Raw genomic sequence first — 23,344 nt, forward strand, 5'->3', positions numbered from 1 at the left:
GCTGCTATGTTGCGCGTTCACGCTTGTCGATCAAGCCTTTGCGCCCATCAGTATTTGATCCACGTCGTTTTCAGCGCCGTATATTTGTTCAGCGCATGAAGCGACAGGTCGCGACCGAAGCCGGATTGCTTGAAACCGCCGAACGGTGTCATCGGGCTCAGCGCATCTACGGTGTTTACCGAGACAGTTCCTGCATGGAGCCGGCCGGCAACGCGATGCGCGCGCGAAAGGCTGTCGGTCCAGAGAGACGCCGCCAGCCCATAGGGGCTGTCGTTGGCGATGCGGATCGCTTCGTCTTCGTCATCGAACGCAATGACCGACAGGACCGGACCGAATATTTCGTCGCGCGCCAGCGAGTCCTGATGCGCGACATCGTCGAAAATGGTGGGCTGAACGAAGCTGCCGCGACCGTTCACCGTCACCTGCTCGCCGCCCGCAACAAGCCGCGCGGTCTTCTTGCCGGACTCGATGAAGCGCATGACGTTGGCTGTGTGGCCGGCATCGACCATGGCGCCCATCTTCGAGCCCGGATCGAGCGGATCGCCGGGTTGCGTGGAGGCCGCGCGTTCCACCAGCTTTTCGACCAGCGCGTCTTTGATGCTACGCTGGACCAGCAGCCGCGAATTGGCCGAACAGACCTCGCCCTGGTTGAAGAAGATGCCGAAGGCGGCCATGTCGGCTGCCGCATCGAGATTGTTGCAATCGGCAAAGACCAGGTTCGGACTTTTGCCACCAGTCTCCAGCCAGACCTGCTTCATGTTCGACTGACCGGAATACTGCAGGAACAGCTTGCCGACAGCGGTCGAGCCCGTGAAGGCGAGGCAGTCAACATCCATGTGCCGGCCCAGAGCCTGCCCGGCGGTCTCGCCAAGGCCGGGTACAACATTGAGGACACCGGCGGGAAGCCCTGCTTCCATCGCAAGTTCTGCCAGACGAAGCGCGGAGAAAGGCGACTGCTCCGCAGGCTTCAGCACGATGGAATTGCCGGCGGCAAGTGCCGGAGCGCATTTCCACGTTGCCATGTCGAGCGGGAAATTCCACGGCACGACCGCGCCGATGACGCCGAGCGGTTCGCGCCGCACGAGTACGAGATCGCCCTCGCCAGTCGGGGCGACCTCGTCATAGATCTTGTCGATCGCTTCCGCATACCACTGGAAGATCGCCGCTGAACCCGGCACATCGACGGTGGATGCGTCGTTGACCAGCTTGCCCATGTCGAGCGATTCCAGAAGGGCGAGCTCATGCAGATTGTCGCGCAGCAATTGCGCGAGACGCAGAAGTACTTCCTTGCGATGCGCGGGCTTTGCGCGAGACCACACGCCGGACTCGAAGCTGCGCCGCGCGGCCGCAACCGCCAGCTCGATATCCTCTTCGCCGCAGGAAGCGACCTCGGCCAGCGTCTCGCCAGTTGCGGGATTGATGCTGGCGAATGTTCTGCCGGACCGTGCCGGCACAAATTTGCCGTCGATGAAAGCCTTGTCGCGGAAGCGGATCACAGCCGCCTTGCTGATCCAGTCCTTGTGGCTGAGTTCGCTCATGACGGTCCTTGTCCCTGGTCTTTATTCGTCGCCCGGTACGCCGTAGCTCGGAGCATCCGATGGGTTGATCGCACGGGTCACGTAGGCGTCGAGCTGCGGCTTGTAGAGTTCCCACAGCATCGCCACCTGCTCGATGGGGCATTCTTCGGTCCAGTCGCAGCGCAGGTCGGCAACAGGCCATGAAACGTCACGCACCAGCTTCATGCCGGCAGAGCGAACCGGGCCAGCCTCGCCGCCAGCCTTGAGCGCAGCGCGCATCGTGGCAATGAGGCGATCGCCCAGATGACCTTCCGATGCCAGAAACGCATTGACCATTGCCTGCGGAATGCCGTCATTGGCCAGAAGATTGCCGCCGCATGCGACGTTTTCCGCGCGGGCTTCCGCCCAAATTCCAAGTGCCTTGGGGCCGGAGTGAATCGCACTCATTCCTGTCGCGTCCACAGCCAATACCTGACGGTATTCGCTGTAGGTGGTGCGCTTCAGAATAGCGATGGCTTCCGCAGCCGAAGCGCCGCGCGCCAGAAGCTCCAACCCACGGATGCCCAAAGTCGGGTCGGTAATGTTCTGGCTCGCCACGGCACCGACACCGGCCTGCGCATAGGCGCAACGCGCGGCAACAGCAGGCGACGAGGACGACACGGCAACGCCGAACATGCCGGTCTTGCTGCAGCGTGCTACGATGGAGAAAGTCATGCCGGTCAGTCCGGAATGACGGCGGTGCCGTCGATCTCGACCAGCCAATCCGGGCGCGCCAGCGCCTGAACGACGAGGCCCGTCGAGACGGGATGAACGCCCTTGATATACTCGCCCATGGTGCGATAGACCGCCTCGCGATGGCGGACGTCGGTGATGTAGACGACAACCTTGACGAGATGCTCCATCGTGCCGCCGCACTCTTCGATGAGCTGCCTGATGTTCTGCATGACCTTGTGGGTTTGCTCGACCGGATCGTGGCTTTCGATGTTCTTGGCCGTATCCAGATCCTGCGGGCACTGGCCGCGCAGATAGACGGTTTTGCCACCCCGCGTAATCACCGCCTGGCAAAGGTCGTTGTCCAGCTTCTGCTCGGGATAGGTGTCCTTGGTGTTGAACGTACGAATTCGATCATGTGCCATCTTGGTCTCCATCGGGTCGGCTCGGGTCAAGGCGTCCGTTGCGCGAATTTTGGCTCAACGGCTCCGTTTGCGAAAAGCACCGGGACCGCAATCCGCATTTCGCGGTGATGTTTCCACAGCGCTGATGAACTTTGAAGAATAGTCTTTCTCATCCTTGCTAAGGGCGCTCCTAATCGGTCGCATCCTTTTCAAGCCGGAGTTGGCTATGCCTCTTCAGTCACGCGTTTAGCGGACTCGTGATATTCCAGATACTTTCGCTGCGTGGAAATATGGTCCGCCACGAACTTGGCATCATGCCAGACGCCCCAGATGAAGCTGGACCCTCTGCGCGATTGCCATGGCAATCCAAGGAAGTAGATTCCAGGCTCGGATGACACCCCGCGCTGATGCTTCGGCCGGCCTTTCTCGTCGAACACATCAACCTTCAGCCAGCTGTAGTCGACGGTGAAGCCGGTGGCCCAGATGATGGAGGTTATTCCGGCGTCGGCCAGGTTCAGTTCGAGGATGGGATCGGTCACGCATTTCGGCTCTGGTTCGATCCGGCGGGCTTCAGGGTCTTCCGGCAAGTCCACGCCGTTGCGAACAACATAGGCGTCGGCCTCGTCCAGCAGAGACATGTAATTGGCATCGCCCCGCGCAAGATTCTCGGCAAGATCGGGCGCGAAGGTCAGCCCGCCTTCCTTGTAGTCTTCCGTTCGGCCAAGCAGGATCATCCCCTGCCCGGCAAGGCGCCGGAAGTCGATCGTCTCGCCACCGCGAGCGCCGCTCACCGCGATCGTGACATGTTCCGTGCCAGGACCCGGCGTTGCGGCATCCCACTTGCCGAGAACGCCCAGCCACCAGCAGAAGTCGCGGCCGCGATAGGCGCGCGGAGGCCGATCGTGCGGGCCGACCGAGAGGTAGACGCGCTTGCCGGCGCGCAGAAGTTCGTCCGCTATCTGCACGCCCGAAGATCCGGCACCCACCACCAGCACCGCGCCCTCAGGCAATTGGCCGGGATTGCGATAGGAGCTGGAATGGATCTGCATCAAACCTGCATCTTCAGGCACTACGGCCGGAATGACCGGGTTCTGGAAAGGACCGGTGGAGGCAACGATGTTGCGGGCCTCGATCACACCGTCCGAGGTTTCCACACGGAAACCCGGCCGGCCGACATTACGTCGCACTTCTCTCACCTCGACGCCACAGCGGATGGGGGCAGCGATCTTTTCCGCATAAGCAACAAAATAGTCCGCAACCTTCTCCTTGGCGACGAAGGCGTCGGGACCGGCACCCGGAAACTCCATTCCCGGAAAACGGTCATGCCAGGCGGGACCATTGGCAACCAGCGAATCCCATCTTCCCGAGCGCCAGCGTTCGGCGATCCGGTCCCGCTCCAAGACGAGATAAGGGACGCCGCTTTTGCCGAGATGCTCGCTCATAGCCACCCCTGCCTGGCCAGCACCAACCACAAGCGTGTCTACCTTTTCAACTGACATTTCTGCTCCCTTTCTGGCTGTCCGAGCGTTTCTGCAGATGCAACGGCGGCCTTGTCTTTGGTTTACTGGAGGGGCTGGCTTGCGAAAATTACGATTTTTTGTGGCAACGGTTAGCTTGTCCCTAAATGCTGGAAGAGCAGTCGCATATGGAATTCGACCCCCACTCCGTCTCGGCTTCGCCGAGCAACCTCTCCCCGTTCGACGGGGGAGAGGAAACGCCGTCCGCAAGGCTGGCACCCTTCCTCCCCCTTTTGAGGGGGAGAGGTGCCGAGCGAAGCGAAGCGGAGTGAGGGTCGGCTGTGCCATATGCGTTAGCCCTGCTGATCGCCGGGAGAGGTTGGCCGGTGCAGAAAATACGGGGGCGGGATCGAAACGCTCAGAGATAGAGGCTTTTCGCCACTTTCGAGGACAGAAGTTCCTTCGCCGGACCTTCCTGAGCGACCTTGCCCTTGACGAGCACGTAGCCGCGATCCGCGATGCTGAGACCCATCTCGGCGTTCTGCTCGATCAACAGGATTGTCGTTCCGCGACGATGGATTTCCTGCGTGATCTCGAAATACTCGCCGATAAGCTTTGGCGACAAACCGAGCGAAGGCTCGTCCATGATCACCAGTTTCGGCTCGCCGATCAGGGCACGCGCCAGCGCAACCATGGCCTGCTCACCGCCCGACAGAGTTCCGGCCAGCTGACGCAGACGCTCGCGGATACGCGGAAACAGAGCGCACATTTTTTCGAGTTGCGGCTCGAAATTCGGGCCGCGAGCCGAGACGGCATCATAGCCGAGCCGCAGATTCTCCAGAACCGTCAGGCCGGGGAACAGGCGGCGGCCTTCCGGCACGAGTCCCACGCCAAGTGAAGCAAGGTTTTCCGTGCCAAGTACCGCGATGTCCTTGCCCATCACGCTGACCTTGCCGCGTTGCGCGCGCACCACGCCGCAGACCGTCATGAAGGTCGTAGTCTTGCCCGCACCATTGGGGCCGAGTAGGCAGACCAGCTCACCCGCCTGCACGCTCATCACCACGTTGCGCAGCATCGGAACTGCGCCGTAAGCCGTGTCGACATCGTTCAGTTCAAGCATGGACAGCCGCCTTTCCGAGATAGGCTTCCTGAACGCGCGGATCGGCGCGCACGGTGGCGTAATCGCCCTCGGCGATACGGCTTCCATAGTCGATGCACATCACATGCTGGGGGAAAGCATCGACAACGCGCATGTCGTGCTCGATGAGAATGACCGACAAGTCAGGATTTTCTTTTCGTAGCCGAATGATGTCTGACACGAGCGCATCAGTTTCCGTTTCGTCCATCCCGACGGATGGTTCATCTAGGAGCAACAGCTTGGGTTGCGAGGCAAGCGCGCGGGCGATTTCCAGCCTGCGGCGGTCGGCCTGCGCCAACGTTCCGGCAGGGCGATAGCGCTGCTCGAACAGATCGCCGGAGCCGAGCTTCAGCAGGGATTCGGCCTTGCGGACGCATTCATCCATCTCGCGGCGCGCAACGCCTGGACGAAACAGCGCGGTCAGCACGCCCGTTCGCGTTCGCGTGTGCATGCCGATGATGACGTTATCGAGCACACTCAGATCGGAGAACAGGCGCGACGACTGGAAGGTGCGGGCAATGCCGCGCTCGACCACTTCGTAGGATGGACGCCCGGTGATCTCCGTGCCGTCGAATGTCACGCGGCCGGAGGTCGGCTTGTAGACGCCGGTGACGACGTTGAAGAGCGTAGATTTGCCGGCACCATTAGGCCCGATCACCGCCAGAACGGAGCCTTTTTCAATCGAAAAGCTCACATCGTTCAGCGCAACGAGCCCGCCGAACTGGATCGTTACATTTTCGACTTTCAGAAGCGTACTCACTATTCGCCTCCATAACGGCGCATGCGCTGCGGGAACAATCCTTGCGGCCGGATCATGAGGAAGCCGATGATGACCACGCCGAAGAAAAGCAGGCGGTAGTCGGAGAAAGCGCGCAGCTTTTCAGGCAGGATCGTCAGCAGGAATGCGCCGACGATGACGCCGAAAATATTGTCCATGCCGCCGACGATAACCATCGTCATGATCGTGACCGAGACGAGGAATGTAAAATTGTCGGGCGAAATATAGGATACGTAGAAAGCGTAGATCGTACCGGCAAAGGCCGCCAGAAACGCATCAACCGCGAAAGCCAGGACCTTGTACCAGGCAACATTGATGCCTTGCGCCTTGGCTGCGATTTCGTCGGCGCGCAAGGCGTTCCAGGCAAGGCCGATCCGGGAGGAATGAAGACGGTGCGCGGTAATGATCGCCACGACCACCAACGCGGCGGAGAGGTAATAGAAATTCGCCTGGCTCGGCAGTCTCCAGCCGAAAACAACGAGCGGATCGGCAAAGGAATGGCCGAACAGGCTTGGTGCGGGAATGCCAACCAGACCGTTGGGACCGCCGGTCCATTCGAAATTGTTCAGCAATTGCTGGACCACGACACCGAATGCGATGGTGACGAGCGCCAAATACGTATCACGCGTCCGCATCGACGGAATACCGATGATGAAGCCGAACAGCGTCGCCGCAAGTGCTGCGACCGGCAGCGTCAGCCAGAAGCTGAGGCCGAAATTGATCGCCAGCAGCGCCGAAACATAGGCGCCGATGCCATAGGAAGCGCCGGTCGCGAAGTTCGGAATGTTTGCGCTGCCGAGCTGGAAATTGAGCGCGAGCGCCAGCACCGCATAAAGCTGCGCCACGATCAGCAGATGCAGAATATAGGTGTTGGACCCGACGATGAAGGGAAATCCGACGACGATTATGCCTGCGGTAATCATGGAGACAAGCGGAACGCGGGCAAAGCTCGCCATCGCCTGTTCGGCAATCCAGGGCTGCTTTTCCAGAATGAAGAAACCGAGCCCGAGCAGTGCCAGCAGACCGACGATCTGCAAGCCGCCATCGGCCTTCAATATGAGATAGAGGAAAACCGCGCCGACGAGTTGGGAGGCGACGGTGAATGCGACCGCGGCAGACTTGCCTGGCGACGCCGATGAAGCGATGTCCTGCCGCATGTCAGACTTTCTCCATCACGGTGCGGCCGAGAAGGCCGGCTGGCCGGAATATCAGAACCGCGATGACGAGGAGGAAGACGAATACCAGCCTGTAAGACGCCCCATCCGGCACGAAGGTCTGCGCCAGCACCTCTATGCCGGCGATAATCAGGCCGCCGAGGATTGCTCCCGGCATCGAACCCAGACCGCCGATAACGGCAGCGGAAAAGCCGAGAAGCCCGGCCATGACACCGAAATCGAAGCGCGTCACGCCGGCATAGCTTGCGAAAAGCAGGCCGGCGATTGCACCGATGGCGGATGCAATGAAGAAGGTCGCGCGGAAAACGCGTGAATCGCGAATGCCCATCATGCGGGCCACGACCCGGTCTTCGGAGGCGGCGCGAATGCGCAGGCCAAGCGCCGTCATGCGCAGGAATACGAAAAGGAGCGTTACCAGTATTGCGGTAATCGCCACCACGAGCAGCGCAAACCAGCTTACCGAAACGCCGGCGACTTCAAACGCCATTCCCGACACCAGGCGCGGGAAAGCATGCGGATTAGACCCCTGCGGGTAGAGATGACGGATCAGTTCGCGAATGACGATGCCGAGCGCCACCGTCGCGACCAGCGCCATCATTGCCGGTGCATCGCGGAAACGCCGGATCACGATCTTGTCGAGCGCGATGCCAATCACGCCGACCGCAAGCACCGCCACCACGACCGCAAGCAGCAGCCAGGCAGGGCCGGTCACGCCGACAACCGCCATCGACCCCTGGACCAGAGCCAAAGCTATGAAGGGCGCCGTCATGGCAACGTCGCCATGCGAGAAATGGATAACGTTCAAAACGCCGAAAATCAGACTGAAGCCGATAGCCAGCAACGCATAGATACAGCCAAGGGTTATCCAGTTCACCAATTGCTGGACCAGCAGTTCCGCCATCCGATCAGTCTCTCATTTAAGTTGAAACGACTATCAGTGCGTTTTGTGAGGGCACATAATGAATCTCCGAAGTCACGGATAGCAATTTCCGAATTTCCAGACCAAATACGCGGAAATAGGCTGATGCTCAGCCGACGATCATGATCGGCCGGGCCGTTACGTTGGCGGCAAGACAAGACCTTTGAGGTGGAACCATGCATAACAGGCGCAGCGCGATCGTCCGCGTATCATCACTTATTGCCGGATCTCTGTTCGCCGTGGCGCTGGGCGCCGCCCAGGCTCAGGCAGACCAGATCAAGCTCGGCTTCATCGGACCGCTTTCCGGCGGCAATGCACAGCAGGGCCTTGGCGCCCGCAACGGCTTTCTCCTGGCAATCGAACAAGCGAATGCCAGCGGCTACCCGCATCAGGTGGAAGGCGTCGTTCTCGACGATGCTTCCGATCCGGCCGTCGGCGTTTCTGCCGCCCAGAAGCTGGTGAACGACCCCGCGGTCGTCGCCGCCACGGGCCACTGGAACAGCTCGGTCGCGCTGGCGACCATCCCGGTCTTCAACCGTTCGCAGATGCCGTTCATCGTCTGGGGCGCAGTCAGCCCGAAGATCACGGAACAGAACTTCGCCAATGTAACGCGCGTCACGCCGACACTCGTCAATGAGAACAAGCCACTGGCCGAGGCGATCGCCAAGGAAGGCAAGGTCAAGAAGATCGCGATCATTTCGGACACGACCGACTATGGCGCGGCCAATGCGAAATGGTTCGGCGATTTCTTCAAAGAAGCCGGCGGTGAAATCGTCGCTTCGGATTCCGCAGCGGTCGGCACCACCGACTTCCGCGCGATGCTGACGACCGCGAAGGCCGCTGGCCCGGATGCGATCTATTTCGGCGGCGTTGTCACCGAAGCGGCACTCGTGCGCAGCCAGATGGCCGATCTCGGCATGGGCAGCCTGCCGATGTACGGCATTTCCGGCATCTACGATCCCAAGTTCATCGAGATCGCAGGCGCTGCGGCCGAAGGCACGATCGTCGGCACGCCGGCAGTCCAAAGCAACCCGAAGCTGGAGGAATTCTACAAGGCCTATGAGGCGAAGGGCTACACCGACCCTGCCGGCTCCTATGCGAAATATGCCTATGAGGCCGCCCAGATCCTGCTGGAAGTCATCAAGGAAAAGGGCATCGAGGACAAGGAAGCGCTGAGCGCCGCGATCCGCGGGATCAAGCATGACGGTATCCTCGGCGAAGTCTCCTTCGACGACAACGGCCAGACCAATATGGCGGTCGAGATCGACAGGTATGTCGTACGCGACGGCAAGTGGGAAAAGATGTAATCAAAAACATCGTGTATTGCCGCGCCGCCCTTCAGGCGGCGCGGCATTGTTTTGGCAAGATGCCGAATAGTCCCGCGCCGGAGCATTGCCCATGACCGACAGCAGTTTGCACAAGCCAGGAAAGGCGGTGGAGATCAAAGGGGTCTCCAAGATTTTCGGCAACTATCAGGCGCTGAAGCCTGTCACCTTCGACATCTATGAAAATGAGTTCTTTACGCTGCTCGGACCGAGCGGCTGCGGCAAGACCACCCTGTTGCGGATGATTGCCGGCTTCGAACAGCCTTCCACGGGCGAGATTTCGCTGCACGGCGCAGATATCCAGCGCCTTCCGCCGCACAAACGGCGGGTCAATACCGTCTTCCAGAGTTACGCCCTCTTCCCGCATATGACGCTCGAGCAGAACATCGCTTTCGGGCTGGAAAATCTCGGCTGGGCGAAAGACCGCCGCGAGGCGCGCGTCACTGAGATGCTGCGTCTCGTGCATATGGACAAGTTCGCAGCGCGCAAGCCGCAGCAGTTGTCCGGCGGCCAGCGGCAACGCATCGCGCTGGCACGGGCGCTGGCGCCGGAGCCCGAGGTGCTTCTGCTCGATGAGCCGCTTTCGGCACTGGATCTCAAGCTCCGGCAAGCCATGCGCGACGAGCTCCGCACCCTGCAGCGCCAGACTGGCATCACCTTCGTATTCGTGACCCACGATCAGGAAGAAGCGCTCGATATGTCGGATCGCGTCTGTGTGCTGGGCGACGGCGAAATCCAGCAACTGGGAACGCCCTCGGCGATCTATGAAGAGCCGTCTAACCGTTTCGTGGCCGATTTCATCGGCGAAACCAATTTCTTCGAAGTCGATGTGATTTCGCTTGATGGCGAGCGCGCAACCGTTTCGATCCCGCAAGGAATGAAGTTTACTGCGCCGCAAAAGCAGGCTTTGGTTGGCCGGAAGGCGACCATGTCGATCCGGCCGGAGAAGATCAGTCTTCCAGCGCTGGCCGACCAGATTCCGATCGACGGAACGATCGTCGGCACGAACTATCTCGGCGGCTACACCTATTATCTCGTCGAAACCGGCGTCGCCAAACTGCGCGTTTCCAAGCGCAACAGCGTCACCAGAAGCGAGATGTTCGAGGTCGGCCAGCCTATCAGCGTGAGTTTCGCGGCGGAATCTGCAAGGATACTGGGCGCATGACGCGGCGCGTCAAGATCCCGGGCTGGAATGTTCTGGGGCTGTTGCCGACGCATGTGATCATGCTTCTCACGCTGATCATACCGGTCGGCATCATCATCCTCGTATCGTTCTCGACACGCGGACCTTATGGCGGTTTCGAGTATGTCTTTACCACCGCCCCTTACAAGCAGATCCTGTTCAATGAGGGCTGGACGGGCGAGCTTGAATTCAATCCGCAATATCTGATCGTCATCGCCAGAACGCTTTTGCTGTCGGCTATAACGACGGTGATTTGCCTGCTGCTCAGCTTCCCCGTCGCCTATTTCATCTCGCTGCAGAAGCCGTCGCTCAAGATCGCGTTGATCTATCTCGTGACCCTACCGTTCTGGGTTTCGATGATCGTGCGCGTCTACTCCTGGATCATCATTCTCGGCAAGGAAGGCGTTATCGAAAAGACGTTACGCGCGCTCGGCCTGATCGACAGCATGGACAGTCTGCTGTTCGGCGACACGGCGATGCTGATCGGTCTCGTCTACAGCTACATTCCGCTGATGATCCTGCCGATCTTCGCATCGATCGAGAAACTCGACCCGGCGCTTGTCGAGGCATCCCACGATCTTTACGGAAGCCGTCTCGTCACGCTGCGCCGCGTCATCCTGCCTCTTTGCCAGCCGGGCATGCTTGCCGGGGCAATTTTGGTGTTCGTTCCCTGCCTCGGCGCGGTGCTTGAGCCAACGCTGCTTGGCGGCGGCAAGACGATGATGATGGGCAATCTGATCCAGCTGCAGTTCGGCGCCGCGCGCAACTGGCCGCTGGGCGCCGCCATCTCGCTGGTATTGATGGCCGCGGTACTGATCTTCCTGGTTGCGAGAGGGCTGCGGTCCGTGCGCAAGGAGACGAGGGAGTTGACGCTATGAAAAGCGGTTCCGACGTCAGGCGCTATCCCGGTTTTGGCCTCTTCAGCATTCTTTTCTTCGTCTATCTCTACCTGCCGATATCGGTGGTGATTTTCTACTCATTCAACGCCAATCGCATCGTCTCCAACTGGGGCGGTTTTTCGCTGCATTGGTACACGACAGCTCTGTCGAATTCGGCGCTGGTCTCGGCTGTGAAGACGTCCCTCCTGATCGCCGTCATCGCGACGACAATCTCGACGATCGTGGCGTTGATGGCCGCACTCGTCATCGTTCGCGGCAGAGATGTTCGCTTCCGGCGCATTTCCGAAACGATCGTCAACCTGCCCTTGCTCCTGCCCGAAATCGTCGTCGCGGTGGCGTCGCTGATCCTGTTTTCCCAGCTCGGCCTCGTCAACGGCATCATGAAGCTGGCCATCGCGCACACGACCTTCTGCATCCCGTTCGCGTTCCTGCCCATACGTGCCCGCCTGCAAGGCATGGACGCCAATCTGGAAGAAGCCGCGCGCGATCTCTACGCTTCGGCCTGGGTCGCGTTCCGCCGCGTCACGCTGCCGCTCATTCTGCCGGGGGTATTCAGCGGCGCGATGCTCGCCTTCGTCATTTCCATGGACGACTTCATCACCAGCAATCTTTTGAATTCCGGCGGCGCAACCACCCTGCCCGTCTACATCTTCTCGCTGATCAAGCAAGGCGTTTCGCCGCAGTTGAACGCGATATCGACGTTGATAATGCTGGCCTCCGTGGCATTGGCGACGATCGCCTTTCTCGTACAGCGGCAGAAATAGCGAAGCGAGTTTTTACCTAATCACCGCATCGGGGAATTCAAATTTATCGCCGGGGGATGTCGGCTATCGTCACCCTCGGGAGAACAAAAGATCAAAGGGGAATATCATGTCCACGAATCCGCGTATCGCATCACTCATCGCAGCCAGCGCGCTAAGTCTGGTTTTCAGCGTCTCGGCCCACGCCGAGGGCAAGCTTTCCATCTATGCATGGGCGGATTCCATCGCCCCTGACGTCGTCGCGAAATTCGAGAAGGAAAGCGGCATCGACGTCACCGTCGATGCGTTCTCTTCAAACGAGGATCTGCTCACCAAGCTTCAGGCCGGATCTGCGGGTTACGACATCGTCACGCCGTCGCAGCATTTCGTGAAGATCATGGTCGACAGCGGCCTGCTCGAGGATTTCGGAGCCAGCAGCCTGCCGGCCTATCAGCAGGTACTGCCTGAATGGCAGAAGCAGTGGTGGGACCCGACGGGCAACTACTCCGTGCCCATGGCCTTCGGCAATGCCGGCTTCACCGTCAACCGCGACGTCTACAAGGGACCGGTCGACAGCTGGAAGATCTACTTCGAGCCATCGGCAGAACTGCAGGGCAAGATCGCCAGCCTTGCACAGCCCGACGAGGTCATCCCGGCGGCACAGAATTATCTCGGCATCAAATATTGCAGCGAAGACCCGCAGGAAATGAAGCGCGTGCTCGACCTTCTGGTGGCGCAGAAGCCTTATGTTGCGGCCTATTCCAGCGACAACATCGAAAACCGCATCGGCAGCGGCGAAGTGGCCGCCCATTTCTGGTGGGACGGCAATACGATGCGCGTGCGCCGCAATGACAAGGCGAATGTCGAATACGCGATGCCGAAGGAAGGCCTGGTCGGCTGGCTCGACTCCTATGCCGTGCCGAAGAATGCGCCGAACCTCGAGAATGCGAAGAAGTTCATCGACTTCATGACCAAGATCGAAAACGCGACGGCGCAGTACAATTATTATGGCCACTCCTCGCCGGTGAAGATCGACGAGAAGGAAGCGATCTACACGAAGGAAAACGCCCCGGAATTGTTCCCGACCGTTCCGGTGAAAATGGGCGAAGCCTGTTCGCCTGCAGCGCAGGAACTCGTCACGAAAGTCTGGACACAGCTCCTCCAGTAAGTTCGGCGGGCCGGAATCGCTCAAGGATTCCGGCCCGTTTCATTTCTTCGAAAGGGCTGTGAATGTCGGCTGATACTTATGATTACGTTGTGGTTGGCGCAGGTTCGGCTGGCTGCGTCGTTGCCAATCGCCTGAGCGCGAACCCCTCCGTGCGGGTCTGCCTGATCGAGGGCGGCGGAAGCGACAGCAGCGTGCGGGTGAAGGTGCCGGCGGGAATTCTCTCGCTCTACGGCAATCCGAACTACGACTACCGCTATGTCGGCGTGCCGCAGCCGCATTTGAACAACCGCAGAATTCCCGTCAACCGCGGCAAGGCCCTGGGCGGTTCTTCGTCGATCAACTCGATGGTCTACATTCGAGGCGCAGCCAGCGACTACGACGAGTGGGCGCGGCTCGGTTGTGCCGGCTGGGGCTATGAAGACGTGCTTCCCGTATTCAAGAAGCTGGAGCGTAATCGGCTGGGGCAGAACCAGCACTATCACGGCACCGACGGGGAACTGCTGGTCGACAATCCGCGCGATCCGAACATCCTCTCGAAAATGTTCGTCAAGGCCGGCCGGAATGCGGACCTGCCCAGCAACGACGATTTCAACGCTGCAAGCCAGCTTGGCCTTGGAATCTATAATGTCACGCAGGATCGCGGGCAGCGCTTCAGCAGCTACTCGGCGTTCATTCGCCCGGTACTCGATCGCAAGAACCTAACTGTTTTGAGCGAATGCGAAGTGCTCGACCTCGTCATTTCCGAAGGCCGCGTGACCGGCCTGCGAACGCTGCGCAACGGCGAACGGAAAACCATCAACGTCAACCGCGAGATCGTACTGTCGGCCGGAGCGATCAATTCCCCCAAGATTCTGATGGAATCGGGCATCGGTGAAGCAGAAGCTCTTCGCCAGCAGGGAATAGAGCCCATCATAGATCTTCCCGGTGTCGGCAAGAACCTGCAGGATCATGTCGACGGAATGATCACCGTCCGCTCCTCGAGCGCCAAGACGCTCGGCCTTTCAGTGGCGAACCTGCCGCGCATGCTGGCTGCTCCGTACCAGTATTTCGTGAATCGCAAAGGCATGCTCACCACGAACTATGTGGAAGCCGGTGGATTTGCCCGCACGAAATATGCCGGTGAATTGCCCGACGTCCAGTTTCACTTCGTGCCGGGCTACCGAAGCCATCGCGGGAAGCTGGTCGAATATGGCCATGGCTATGCTATTCACACCTGCGTGCTTCGGCCAAAAAGCGTCGGCGAAATCAAGCTGACGACCGATGGCTCACGTCGCGACGTATTGATCGACCATCGCTTCTTCTCGGACGAACGGGACGCCGCGGTTCTGGTCGAAGGAATCAGGATCGCTCGCAGCATCTTTGCGTCGCCGGAATTCGACGGTGTTCGCGGAGAAGAAATGCTGCCGGGCAAAAACGTCCGCAGCGACGATGAAATTCTCGCCTATCTGCGGGCCGAGGCGCTTACGGTCTATCACCCCGTCGGAACCTGCAAGATGGGAACCGACGCCATGTCGGTCGTCGATCCGCAGACACTCAAGGTCAATGGCGTCGAAGGTTTGCGCGTGGCGGATGCCTCGGTCATGCCTACCCTGATAGGCGGCAACACCAACGCACCGAGCATGATGATCGGAGAGCGCGCAGCAAGAATGATTTTGAATACGCCACACTAGGTCTGTGGCCGATTAGAGTCGGCTTTGTCGCAAACTTGCCAATTGGATGAACAAGCTGATCAGATGCGGTATTCAGGCAGCGAGGCTTTCAAATTGCTCGGCGAGCGATGGTGTCGGATTGCAGGCGTACCTCGACCGCGCGCAGATCATCACCCGCTTTTCCGCTCCACAGCGCCAGACGGGAAACCGCGTCCTCCAATGTCGCCAACTCCTTGGCGAAGCAGAACCGAACGTGGGTCGCAACCTCCCGATTCTCGTAAAAAAAAGGACATCGGAACGGTTGCTACACCGGCCTCCATTGTCATTCGGCGACTATACCAGGTCATCCTCGCCAAACCGGTTCTCACTGATATCAGCCACGGCAAAATAGGTAGCGGACACGTCCACTACCTTGAATCCGGCGGTGCGCAGGCCGCCGAGCAAAAAGTTGCGACGCTGTTCGAGACGTTCGCGCAGGGCACTGAAGTAGCCGTCAGGCATGCCAAGCCCTACGGCAACGGCTGCCTGAAGCGCCGGGGGCGTCGAAAAGTTCACATACTGATGAGCACGCGATATCGGACGCAGGAGCCTGTTATCGGCTGTGACATAGCCGACTTTCCAAAAACATATTCACCGCCTGCAGGCCATGGCGGAATGGAAAGCCGTGACCGTGGTCAACTGACGTCAGCGGCCGCAGATCTAAACGCGTTCATATGCAGAATCATCCCTGCGCTAGAATGAAATCTGCGCAGCGCTCGCCGATCATTATCGACGGTGCATTGGTATTGCCGCTGACCAGGGTTGGCATGACGGAGGCATCGGCGACCCGCAGGCGGGGAACTCCGCGGACCCGCAGCTTGGCATCGACGACAGCATTGTCGTCGGAGCCCATCCGGCACGTGCCCGAGGGATGGAAAACCGTCTTGGCGAACTGACGACAGTGATTCTCAATCGCTGAACGATCGAGAATATCCGCCTCTCCCGGCGCGAGTTCTTTAGCGATCAGCTTCTTGAGTGAAGGAGCACGAAGAATCCTTCGGCAGAGTTCGACGCCGCGTACCAGCGTATCGATGTCCTGTTGCGTCGCCAGGTTGTTGGCGTGGATCGCCAACGGCGTTGCCGGATCGCGATCCTTGAGGCTGATCGTTCCGCGCGAGGTGGGCCGCAAGACACATGGATTTAGTGAAATGCCATGAATTTGCGGTGGGGCGCGATCTGCGTCGCCGACAAGTGCGGGCACGACATGCAGTTGAACATCCGGCCGCCCTGATCCTGATGTATCGACGAAAGCGCCGCTTTCCACGACATTCGAAGTGAGCAAGCCGGTGCGCCATAGAAGATACTGTAAACCGTTGCGCGCAGCGCGTAGGCCCTTATCGTTACCGAACAGGCTGATCGGATCTTTCGTCGCACCATAAACGGAAGCGCTGATGTGATCCTGGAAATTCTCGCCGACGCCGGGAAGATCGCGAATGACCGGAATGCCAAACCGGCTTAGTTGTTCGGCAGGACCGATTCCGGACAGAAGCAACACCTTGGGCGAGCCGATGCCACCGGACGAGACGATGACCTCTTCACGGACACGGGCGCTTTTCACTTCGCCATTGGCATGGCGGTAGAGCACGCCGGACGCTGCACCGTTTTCCAGGATGAGGCCTTCTACCATCGCCTGTGTATGCAGTGTCAGCAGTGGGCTCGATTTGACCCCAGCGAGAAAAGTCGCCGCCGTCGAGCCACGACGCCCGTTGAATGTCGTGGTCTGGTAAAAGCCGGCGCCTGCTTGTTCCGCACCATTGAAATCGTCGTTGTAGTCGATGCCGGTTTCCTGTGCGGCGCGCAAGAAGGCATAGCTCAGCGGGTGGCGATAGTGCGTATCCGAAACGCGAAGCGGTCCGTCTGTTCCATGATAAAACCCGGCCAGGCGCTGGTTGGCCTCGGAACGCCGGAATACGGGCAGGACATCCTCATAGCCCCATCCTGGGCAGCCGGCATCGCGCCATGCATCATAGTCCTCCGCCTGTCCGCGAATATAGATCATGGCATTGACGGACGAGCTTCCGCCAAGCGTCTTGCCCTGCGGCACATGCATGACGCGACCGTTTGCGCCCGGCTCCGGCTCGGTTTTGTAGTTCCAAGTGCGCTTCGTTCCAAGGACCCGAACGAAGGTGGCGGGAATATGGATGAACGGCGTGTTGTCGGCATGTCCCGCCTCGAGCAGAAGAACGCTCTTGCCGGCCCGGATCAGCCGGTTGACGATCACACAACCTGCCGAACCAGCGCCAACGACGATATAATCATAGCTGTTCATTTGTCCGCCCGACCTGTCATGTCAGGCGTTCAACTGGCTGACGAACTTCGTCGTCAGATAGGCCTGGATACCTTCGCTCCCGCCTTCGCTGCCATGGCCGGAGTCCTTAATGCCGCCGAAGGGCGTTTCAGGTGCTGCAAGACCGAAGTGATTGATCGACATCATGCCGGTCTCAATGCCGCGCATGAGGCGGTCGGTGCGGTCGGTGCGCTTCGAGAACGCGAAGGCGGCAAGGCCGTAAGGCAAGCGGTTTGCCTCGGCGATGGCGTCTTCCAGATCATTGAAACGGTTGACGACCGCGATCGGGCCGAACGGTTCCTCGTTCATGACGCGGGCGGAAAGCGGCACATCAGCCAGAACGGTCGGTTCAAAGAAGAAACCTTCATTGCCGATGCGGCTTCCGCCTGTCTTCAGCTCGGCGCCCTTCTCAACCGCATCACGCACAAAGCCTTCCATAGCGTCGAGCCGGCGGGCATGGGCGACTGGTCCCATCTGGACGCCTTCCGCAGAACCATCCCCAACCTTGAGATTCTTTGCGCCGGAAACGAACGCATCGAGGAACGCGTCATAAATACCGTCCTGTACGAGGAAGCGCGTCGGCGAGGCGCAGACCTGGCCGGCATTGCGGAATTTGAGGGCGACGCCGAGACCCGCAATTGCGGCGATATCGACATCGTCACAAACGATAAACGGGGCGTGGCCGCCGAGTTCCATCGTCGTGCGTTTGAGGTGCTGGGCCGAGAGAGCGCCCAGGTGGCGACCGACGGGGACCGAGCCTGTAAATGACACCTTGCGGATGATGGGAGACGTAATGAGATGCTCTGAAATCTCGGACGGAACCCCGAAAACGAGGTTGACGACACCCGCCGGAACGCCGGCCCGTTCAAAGCACTCGACGAGCTTGATGGCGCAGGTCGGCGTTTCTTCCGGCGCTTTTGCGATCACCGAGCAACCGGCCGCCAGAGCACCCGCGATCTTTCGTACAAGCTGGCCGATCGGGAAATTCCAAGGGCTGAACGCTGCCACAGGACCGACGGGCTCAAAAAGCACCATCTGTTGCGTGCTCGGCGTACGGGCGGGAATGACACGACCATAGGTGCGCCGCGCTTCTTCGGCATACCAGTCGATATGGTCACCTGCGCTGCCTGCTTCCATCCGCGCTTCCGCGAGCGGCTTGCCCTGTTCGCGTGTGATGGCTTCGGCAATGGCGCCGGCATGCTGGCGGGCAAGATCCGCCGCCTTGCGCAAAATCCTCGAGCGTTCATAGGCCGAGGTCTGGCTCCAGACCCTGAAACCCGCTTCCGCAGCAGTGAGCGCTGCATTGAGGTCTGCCTTTTCAGCAAACGCGACTTCGCCGATCTCAGCCCCGGTGGACGGGTTGAGGAGCTTGCCCCGGCGGGTTCCCGTTCCTTCGGTCCATTTTCCGTTGATAAATAGGCTTGCGGTCATGAGTTCGTTCCAGTCTAGTGCGAGGGGCGATGCCAAAGGGATCTGTGGGAGCGTGGCAGAAGCGCGATCCCCGGTTCAAACAATCGTCGGAAAGGTCAGGCGTATTCGGGACGCGACGGCGTGAAGACGTCGAGATTGAGCGCCGGCTCATTACCGACGACGACAGCATGGTGCATGACCATAGACGGAACGACGGCGAGGCCGCCTGGGCCGAGACGCACGACTTCTTCGCCGATATGGAAATCTACGGTTCCGGCAAGGATGTAGACGATCTGCTCGTGAACATGGTTATGCGGCTTCGGCTCATGATCCGGCTGCAGGCGATGCAGCGCCACCGTCGCTCCTGCGCCGGAAAATGCCTTGCGATCGACGCCATGGCGAACCGGCGTCCATTCGATCGCTTCCCAGTCGATGCTGTGTATGTTCATTGCTTCATCCTTTCGGTTCCGGGCCGTTTGCGGCGGCCTTGATCTGTCGTGCCCCTGCCAGGATCATCGACTGGTCCGATCCGCAGACGAAAATGCTGATGCCTTTGGCCGTGCAGGCCGCAATCTGGTCGCTGCGCCCAACGAAGATCGCCACCGGCTTCGAATGGCGCCTGCCTGCCGCAGCGATGCGGTCAATCGCGTCTGCGAGCGCCGCGTCAGTGGGGCCGCAGCCAAGCGAAAGCGCCAGATCGGCGGGGCCGATGAACAAGGCGTCTATTTCGGGGATTGAAGCGATCGCATCGAGATGGTCGAGCGCCTCCGCATCCTCGATCTGCACCATCAGAACGCTGCCGTCGTCGGCACGTTTGCGGTAGGCGGCGGGATCGTCGGTTCCATAAAGGCCCGCCCGCGCCGACGGCGAAAACCCACGTTCGCCGGCGGCATATTTGGCGGCCTTCACAATGGCCATTGCCTCGTCGACATTGCGCACATGCGGCACCAATACGCCTTCCGCCCCGACATCGAGGCTTGATGCGATCGACACCGGCTCATTCGACGGGATGCGCACCAGCAGCGGCAGTCCGACACCGCGCGCCGTAGCGACGAGCATATCGAGCGCCTCGATGCCTATGGGCGCGTGCTCGCGGTCAGCTACGGCGAAGTCGAGCCCACCCAGACCCAACAGTTCCACGACATGCGGCGCTGGCGTCTTGATGAAGGTACCGACAATCGTTTCGCCCGCGCGGATACGGGCACGCAGGCTCTGCATCTTATTGAAGACCCACGAAGTCGGATGCGTTGGTCGACACCATCTTGCGGATGTCGTCGACGCTGTAATCGAGATCGAGCAGCAGCTCGATCATCAGCCTGAAGCCCTCGACGGGGGTCGGGTTGTTGTTCTGCCCGAGGTCCGATCCGAAGAAAGTGTTGTCGACGCCGGCAGCGGCGATTGCCGCCTTCAGATGTTCCTTGTCGAACAGATAGAAAGTGGAAGGCACGAACATGCAGATCGAATGCTCCATCTTCACACCCATGCTGACGAGGCGGCTGATGTCCTGGAACGAGCCTTCGTTGACATAGGTCGGGTGGTTCAGGAACAGCCGCGTGACGCCACGCTTCTTGGCTTCCTCATAGAAGGGATAGAGTTCATCGATGTGATGATGCCCGCCGGATACGGCGGCATCGGCCTGCGCTATGAGATCGAGGATCAGCTTGACGTCGTCGGTCACTACTCCCTTGCCGTCGACGAGCGATGCCGGGATCGGCTGCACGGTCTTCTTGCTGTTGACCGGGAACTTGTTCTTGAAATCGGCGTCCTTCTTGTCGTGGTCGATGTGATTGCGCGCATGCGCCGTCGCCATCCAGACGATGCGCGCACCCTGCTTCAGCGCGTAGTCGACAGCACTTGGATTGAGGCCGCCGACAGGATTGTTGAGCACAATGGCGCCCAATGTCTCGACGGGCAGGTCGAGATGCTTGTTGAGCAGATGTGCGATCGGCATCGTCGGGTAGTAGTGATCCTTCAGAAGGATCGCCTTCATGCCTGCATCCGCGGCCTGCCTGACGACCTCGATATGGTCGACCTTGCGCGGCATCAGCGACGGACCGCTGTGGACGTGAAGGTCGACAGTGCCTTTCATGAGATCGGCTACGATGGTTTCGCGTTCGCTGGGCTTGTTGGCGACGTTCATGACGTCCTCCTGCTTTGTTGATTTTCCGGAAGCGCGGCGGGAGTGAATTTCCGCCAGTGATTGTCGAGCGGCGGCATATCGGCAAACGACTTGCGCCGGTCGGCGGCGATGCCGACGAGATCGGATGCGTTCATCTGCTTCTCGCGGCAATAGGTTTCCAGTTCGGCGATGCTGTCCGTGATGAACTGGAATCCGCGCATCATCACGGCCGACGACAGACCGACCGCCGATGCGCCCGCCAGCATCATACGGGCGACGTCGCGGCCGCTCGCCGCACCGTTGATGCCTATAAGACTGCGTTCCGACCCGAGCTGGCGGCGGGTAAGCGCAAGCCAGTGGCATGTCAGCGGCAGGTTCCAGAAGCCGCCGATGCCGCAGCTCGTGCCGAGCACCGGCGCCTGCGTTTCGAGATCCGGAACAAGGCCAAGAAGCCGCCCAGCCATGACTACGCTTTCAGCACCGGCGTCGAAGGCTGCCTGGGCTAGATCGGCTACGCGCTCACTCTGCCCGGTGACCTTGATCCAGAACGGGGTCGAAATCGCCGCGCGCAGGGTTTGCGTGATCATCGCGACGCGATCGGGCGATAGTTCGGTGCTGACGGCGCCTTTGGCGGCCTGACTGGCATAGGGCGTGCCGATATTGAATTCGAACGCCCGGAAGCCGGCCTGTTCGATCGCCTTCGCCATCAAGACTGCGTCATCGAGACCTGCCAGAATGAGGCTCGGCACGAGCAGGCAGTCATGCTGCTTCGCCAGCATGTCCATCCGCAGGTTCTGTTCGATCCATTCCTCGAAGCCCAGCGGCGTCAGTCCCGAGCGCGTCACCAGCGTGGCGTCGCGCGGAGCATCGGGGCCCCACTCGACCGGTTCCCAGTCATTGCCGAGCGCCACATATTCGGCGCGCAGCAACTGGTCTTTCGCAGCCTGGGACTCGTTCGTCGACTTGACCACCACAGCACCCGCCCCAGCGACGATCGCCGAGCGGATACCAGCCTCGTCGATCATATGCTCGCCCGAGGCCGCAATGACCGGGTTCTTCAGGCGCAGGCTGCCGACATTGGTTTCAAGACTGATGGTCATTTGGATATGTCCTACGCCTGCTCTTTGATGACAGGCGCCAAAAGAAAGTGACCCGGCCTCACGGCCGCATGATATTCGCATTCCAAAAGGGATGAGTCGCGAATGTCCGCGACGATCGGCTCGGATAATGCATTGCACGGGGTCGGCCGCACTTTAGGCGCGGCCGGTGTTACCTGGATCAGTTCGCCGGCTTGCCGGCGTGAATGGCCTGAGCCTCTTTGACGAAGTCCGCAATCAGCGGGTTCTTTGAAGCGTAGCTATCGACAACCGGTTTCATGGCTGCGGAGAGATCCTGCTTGAACTGGGCGTCCGGTTCGATGACGTTCACGCCGCGACCCTTGAGGTCCTCGATGATCTGCTTGTCGAGGGCGGCAACGGCCATCACCTGCGGTTCGACTATTTCATCGGCGGCCTGACGGATTGCCGTCTGCTGCTCGGGCGTGAGGCCCTCCAGCTTTGCCTTGTTTATCAAGAGGAAGCTCGGCCAGAAGTAGTGTCCTGTCAGCGTGATGTTCTTGGCGATCTCGTAATATTTCTCGCTCTCGATCGAAGTCAGATTGATCTCGACCGCGTCGAGCGTACCGGTCTCAAGAGCAGGATAGACTTCGCCATAGGCCATTGGCGTGGGGCTCACGCCGACGGCTGACCAGACGTCCAGGAACAGCCGGACCGGCGCGACGCGCGTCTTCATACCCTGAAGATCCGCCATCTTCTCGACCGGCTTCTTCACCGTGAGGAAGTGACGCTGACCACCGTCATAGAGACCGAGAGCGACTATCCCCTGGTTATCGAGCGTTGCCATGATCGCCTTGGCGGCCGGAGAAACGGCAAGCTTGGCGAACTCCTCGTAGCTGCCGATCACACCCGGAAGCTGAAATGCGTCGATGGATGGCTCGACGGTCGCAAGGGCCGAAGAAGAGTTGACAGTCATATCGACCGTGCCGAACTCGACGCCTTCCATCAATTCCTTGACGTCACCGAGCTGGCGTGACGGAAAGATGTCGACCTTCACGCTGCCCTTCGAGATTCGTTCAACCGCCTCTTTGAAACGTACGGCAGTGTCGTGATTCGGGTGCTTCTCGAAAACCGCATGTCCGAGGCGAAGCGTAACGTCTTCCGCCTTGGCACTCGTTGCAGCCACCAGAGCCAGCACGATTGCAAATCCAAGAACTTTAGAAACTTTCATGATCCTCCCCTTGTTCTCTCTGTAAGAACGATGTTCTCATTCTTGATTGTCCCGCAGAAATTGTCAAGCCGCCTTGGCGGCCTGACAATCCGTATTGGGCGTTTTCCGAAAAGGCTGCGAAAGCAGCCGAGCCACCCTAC

22 protein-coding genes are annotated in these 23,344 nt (G+C 59.9%); 6 read left to right on the forward strand and 16 right to left on the reverse strand.

The genetic code is table 11. The features are described 5' to 3' along the window. Positions 1–47: 47 nt before the first annotated feature. The 8 genes from G6N74_RS12245 to G6N74_RS12280 form a co-directional block, all read right to left on the reverse strand. Complete coding sequence (locus tag G6N74_RS12245; protein WP_165117648.1) at positions 48–1,538, reverse strand: aldehyde dehydrogenase; 1,491 nt, start codon at positions 1,536–1,538, stop codon at positions 48–50. 21 nt (positions 1,539–1,559) lie between these two features. Then, on the reverse strand, positions 1,560–2,231 hold the full coding sequence (locus G6N74_RS12250; protein WP_165117650.1) for a DUF1028 domain-containing protein: 672 nt from the start codon (positions 2,229–2,231) through the stop codon (positions 1,560–1,562). Positions 2,232–2,236: 5 nt separating this feature from the next. Continuing rightward, entirely contained in the window at positions 2,237–2,653 is a 417-nt protein-coding gene (locus tag G6N74_RS12255; protein ID WP_165117652.1) for a RidA family protein, read from the reverse strand. A gap of 203 nt (positions 2,654–2,856) precedes the next feature. Beyond that, positions 2,857–4,131 carry a flavin-containing monooxygenase gene (locus G6N74_RS12260; RefSeq protein ID WP_165117654.1) on the reverse strand — a complete coding sequence of 425 codons (1,275 nt, stop codon included), beginning with the start codon at positions 4,129–4,131 and terminating at the stop codon, positions 2,857–2,859. Between the two features lie 376 nt (positions 4,132–4,507). Continuing rightward, on the reverse strand, positions 4,508–5,209 hold the full coding sequence (locus tag G6N74_RS12265; protein WP_165117656.1) for an ABC transporter ATP-binding protein: 702 nt from the start codon (positions 5,207–5,209) through the stop codon (positions 4,508–4,510). Continuing rightward, positions 5,202–5,987 (reverse strand): ABC transporter ATP-binding protein, encoded by a 786-nt coding sequence (locus tag G6N74_RS12270; RefSeq protein WP_165117658.1) that lies wholly within the window; start codon positions 5,985–5,987, stop codon positions 5,202–5,204. The genes G6N74_RS12265 and G6N74_RS12270 overlap by 8 nt, the downstream gene beginning before the upstream one ends. Next, complete coding sequence (locus G6N74_RS12275; protein ID WP_165117660.1) at positions 5,987–7,162, reverse strand: branched-chain amino acid ABC transporter permease; 1,176 nt, start codon at positions 7,160–7,162, stop codon at positions 5,987–5,989. The genes G6N74_RS12270 and G6N74_RS12275 overlap by 1 nt, the downstream gene beginning before the upstream one ends. 1 nt (position 7,163) lies before the next feature. Continuing rightward, positions 7,164–8,081 (reverse strand): branched-chain amino acid ABC transporter permease, encoded by a 918-nt coding sequence (locus G6N74_RS12280; protein ID WP_165117662.1) that lies wholly within the window; start codon positions 8,079–8,081, stop codon positions 7,164–7,166. A gap of 194 nt (positions 8,082–8,275) precedes the next feature. Here G6N74_RS12280 and G6N74_RS12285 point away from each other — a divergent pair, with 194 nt between their 5' ends. The 6 genes from G6N74_RS12285 (at position 8,276) to G6N74_RS12310 (ending at position 15,084) form a co-directional block, all read left to right on the forward strand. Then, on the forward strand, positions 8,276–9,406 hold the full coding sequence (locus G6N74_RS12285) for a branched-chain amino acid ABC transporter substrate-binding protein (protein ID WP_165117663.1): 1,131 nt from the start codon (positions 8,276–8,278) through the stop codon (positions 9,404–9,406). A gap of 91 nt (positions 9,407–9,497) precedes the next feature. Then, entirely contained in the window at positions 9,498–10,589 is a 1,092-nt protein-coding gene (locus G6N74_RS12290; RefSeq protein WP_165117664.1) for an ABC transporter ATP-binding protein, read from the forward strand. Further along, positions 10,586–11,485 (forward strand): ABC transporter permease, encoded by a 900-nt coding sequence (locus tag G6N74_RS12295; RefSeq protein WP_165117665.1) that lies wholly within the window; start codon positions 10,586–10,588, stop codon positions 11,483–11,485. The genes G6N74_RS12290 and G6N74_RS12295 overlap by 4 nt, the downstream gene beginning before the upstream one ends. Continuing rightward, complete coding sequence (locus G6N74_RS12300) at positions 11,482–12,270, forward strand: ABC transporter permease (RefSeq protein ID WP_165117666.1); 789 nt, start codon at positions 11,482–11,484, stop codon at positions 12,268–12,270. Before G6N74_RS12295 ends, G6N74_RS12300 begins: the two co-directional genes overlap by 4 nt. Before the next feature lie 106 nt (positions 12,271–12,376). Then, positions 12,377–13,414 (forward strand): extracellular solute-binding protein, encoded by a 1,038-nt coding sequence (locus tag G6N74_RS12305; protein WP_165117667.1) that lies wholly within the window; start codon positions 12,377–12,379, stop codon positions 13,412–13,414. A 62-nt stretch (positions 13,415–13,476) separates the two neighbouring features. After that, positions 13,477–15,084 (forward strand): GMC family oxidoreductase, encoded by a 1,608-nt coding sequence (locus tag G6N74_RS12310; RefSeq protein WP_165117668.1) that lies wholly within the window; start codon positions 13,477–13,479, stop codon positions 15,082–15,084. Positions 15,085–15,396: 312 nt separating this feature from the next. On the opposite strand, the gene G6N74_RS30730 is transcribed toward G6N74_RS12310, so the two are convergent. From G6N74_RS30730 to G6N74_RS12350, 8 genes are all read right to left on the reverse strand, one after another. Continuing rightward, the gene (locus tag G6N74_RS30730) at positions 15,397–15,693 is read right to left on the reverse strand and encodes an aminotransferase class I/II-fold pyridoxal phosphate-dependent enzyme (RefSeq protein ID WP_312857868.1); all 297 of its coding nucleotides are present in this window, start codon (positions 15,691–15,693) and stop codon (positions 15,397–15,399) included. A 91-nt stretch (positions 15,694–15,784) separates the two neighbouring features. Continuing rightward, a complete protein-coding gene (locus G6N74_RS12320; RefSeq protein ID WP_165117669.1) occupies positions 15,785–17,371 on the reverse strand; it encodes a GMC family oxidoreductase in 1,587 nt (528 codons plus the stop codon). A gap of 21 nt (positions 17,372–17,392) precedes the next feature. Further along, positions 17,393–18,820, reverse strand: coding sequence for an NAD-dependent succinate-semialdehyde dehydrogenase (locus G6N74_RS12325; protein WP_165117670.1), 1,428 nt, complete (start codon positions 18,818–18,820; stop codon positions 17,393–17,395). Between the two features lie 95 nt (positions 18,821–18,915). Continuing rightward, positions 18,916–19,248, reverse strand: a complete 333-nt coding sequence (locus tag G6N74_RS12330; protein WP_165117671.1) for a cupin domain-containing protein — start codon at positions 19,246–19,248, stop codon at positions 18,916–18,918. 4 nt (positions 19,249–19,252) lie between these two features. Next, positions 19,253–20,017 carry an HpcH/HpaI aldolase family protein gene (locus G6N74_RS12335; protein ID WP_165117673.1) on the reverse strand — a complete coding sequence of 255 codons (765 nt, stop codon included), beginning with the start codon at positions 20,015–20,017 and terminating at the stop codon, positions 19,253–19,255. A gap of 1 nt (position 20,018) precedes the next feature. Then, on the reverse strand, positions 20,019–20,939 hold the full coding sequence (locus G6N74_RS12340; RefSeq protein WP_165117675.1) for a DUF6282 family protein: 921 nt from the start codon (positions 20,937–20,939) through the stop codon (positions 20,019–20,021). Further along, positions 20,936–22,018 carry a beta/alpha barrel domain-containing protein gene (locus tag G6N74_RS12345; protein ID WP_165117677.1) on the reverse strand — a complete coding sequence of 361 codons (1,083 nt, stop codon included), beginning with the start codon at positions 22,016–22,018 and terminating at the stop codon, positions 20,936–20,938. Before G6N74_RS12345 ends, G6N74_RS12340 begins: the two co-directional genes overlap by 4 nt. A 178-nt stretch (positions 22,019–22,196) precedes the next feature. Further along, complete coding sequence (locus G6N74_RS12350; protein ID WP_165117679.1) at positions 22,197–23,204, reverse strand: TRAP transporter substrate-binding protein; 1,008 nt, start codon at positions 23,202–23,204, stop codon at positions 22,197–22,199. Positions 23,205–23,344 lie beyond the last annotated feature (140 nt).

It is taken from the genome of Mesorhizobium zhangyense, assembly GCF_011045115.1.
Lineage (GTDB): Bacteria > Pseudomonadota > Alphaproteobacteria > Rhizobiales > Rhizobiaceae > Mesorhizobium_M > Mesorhizobium_M zhangyense.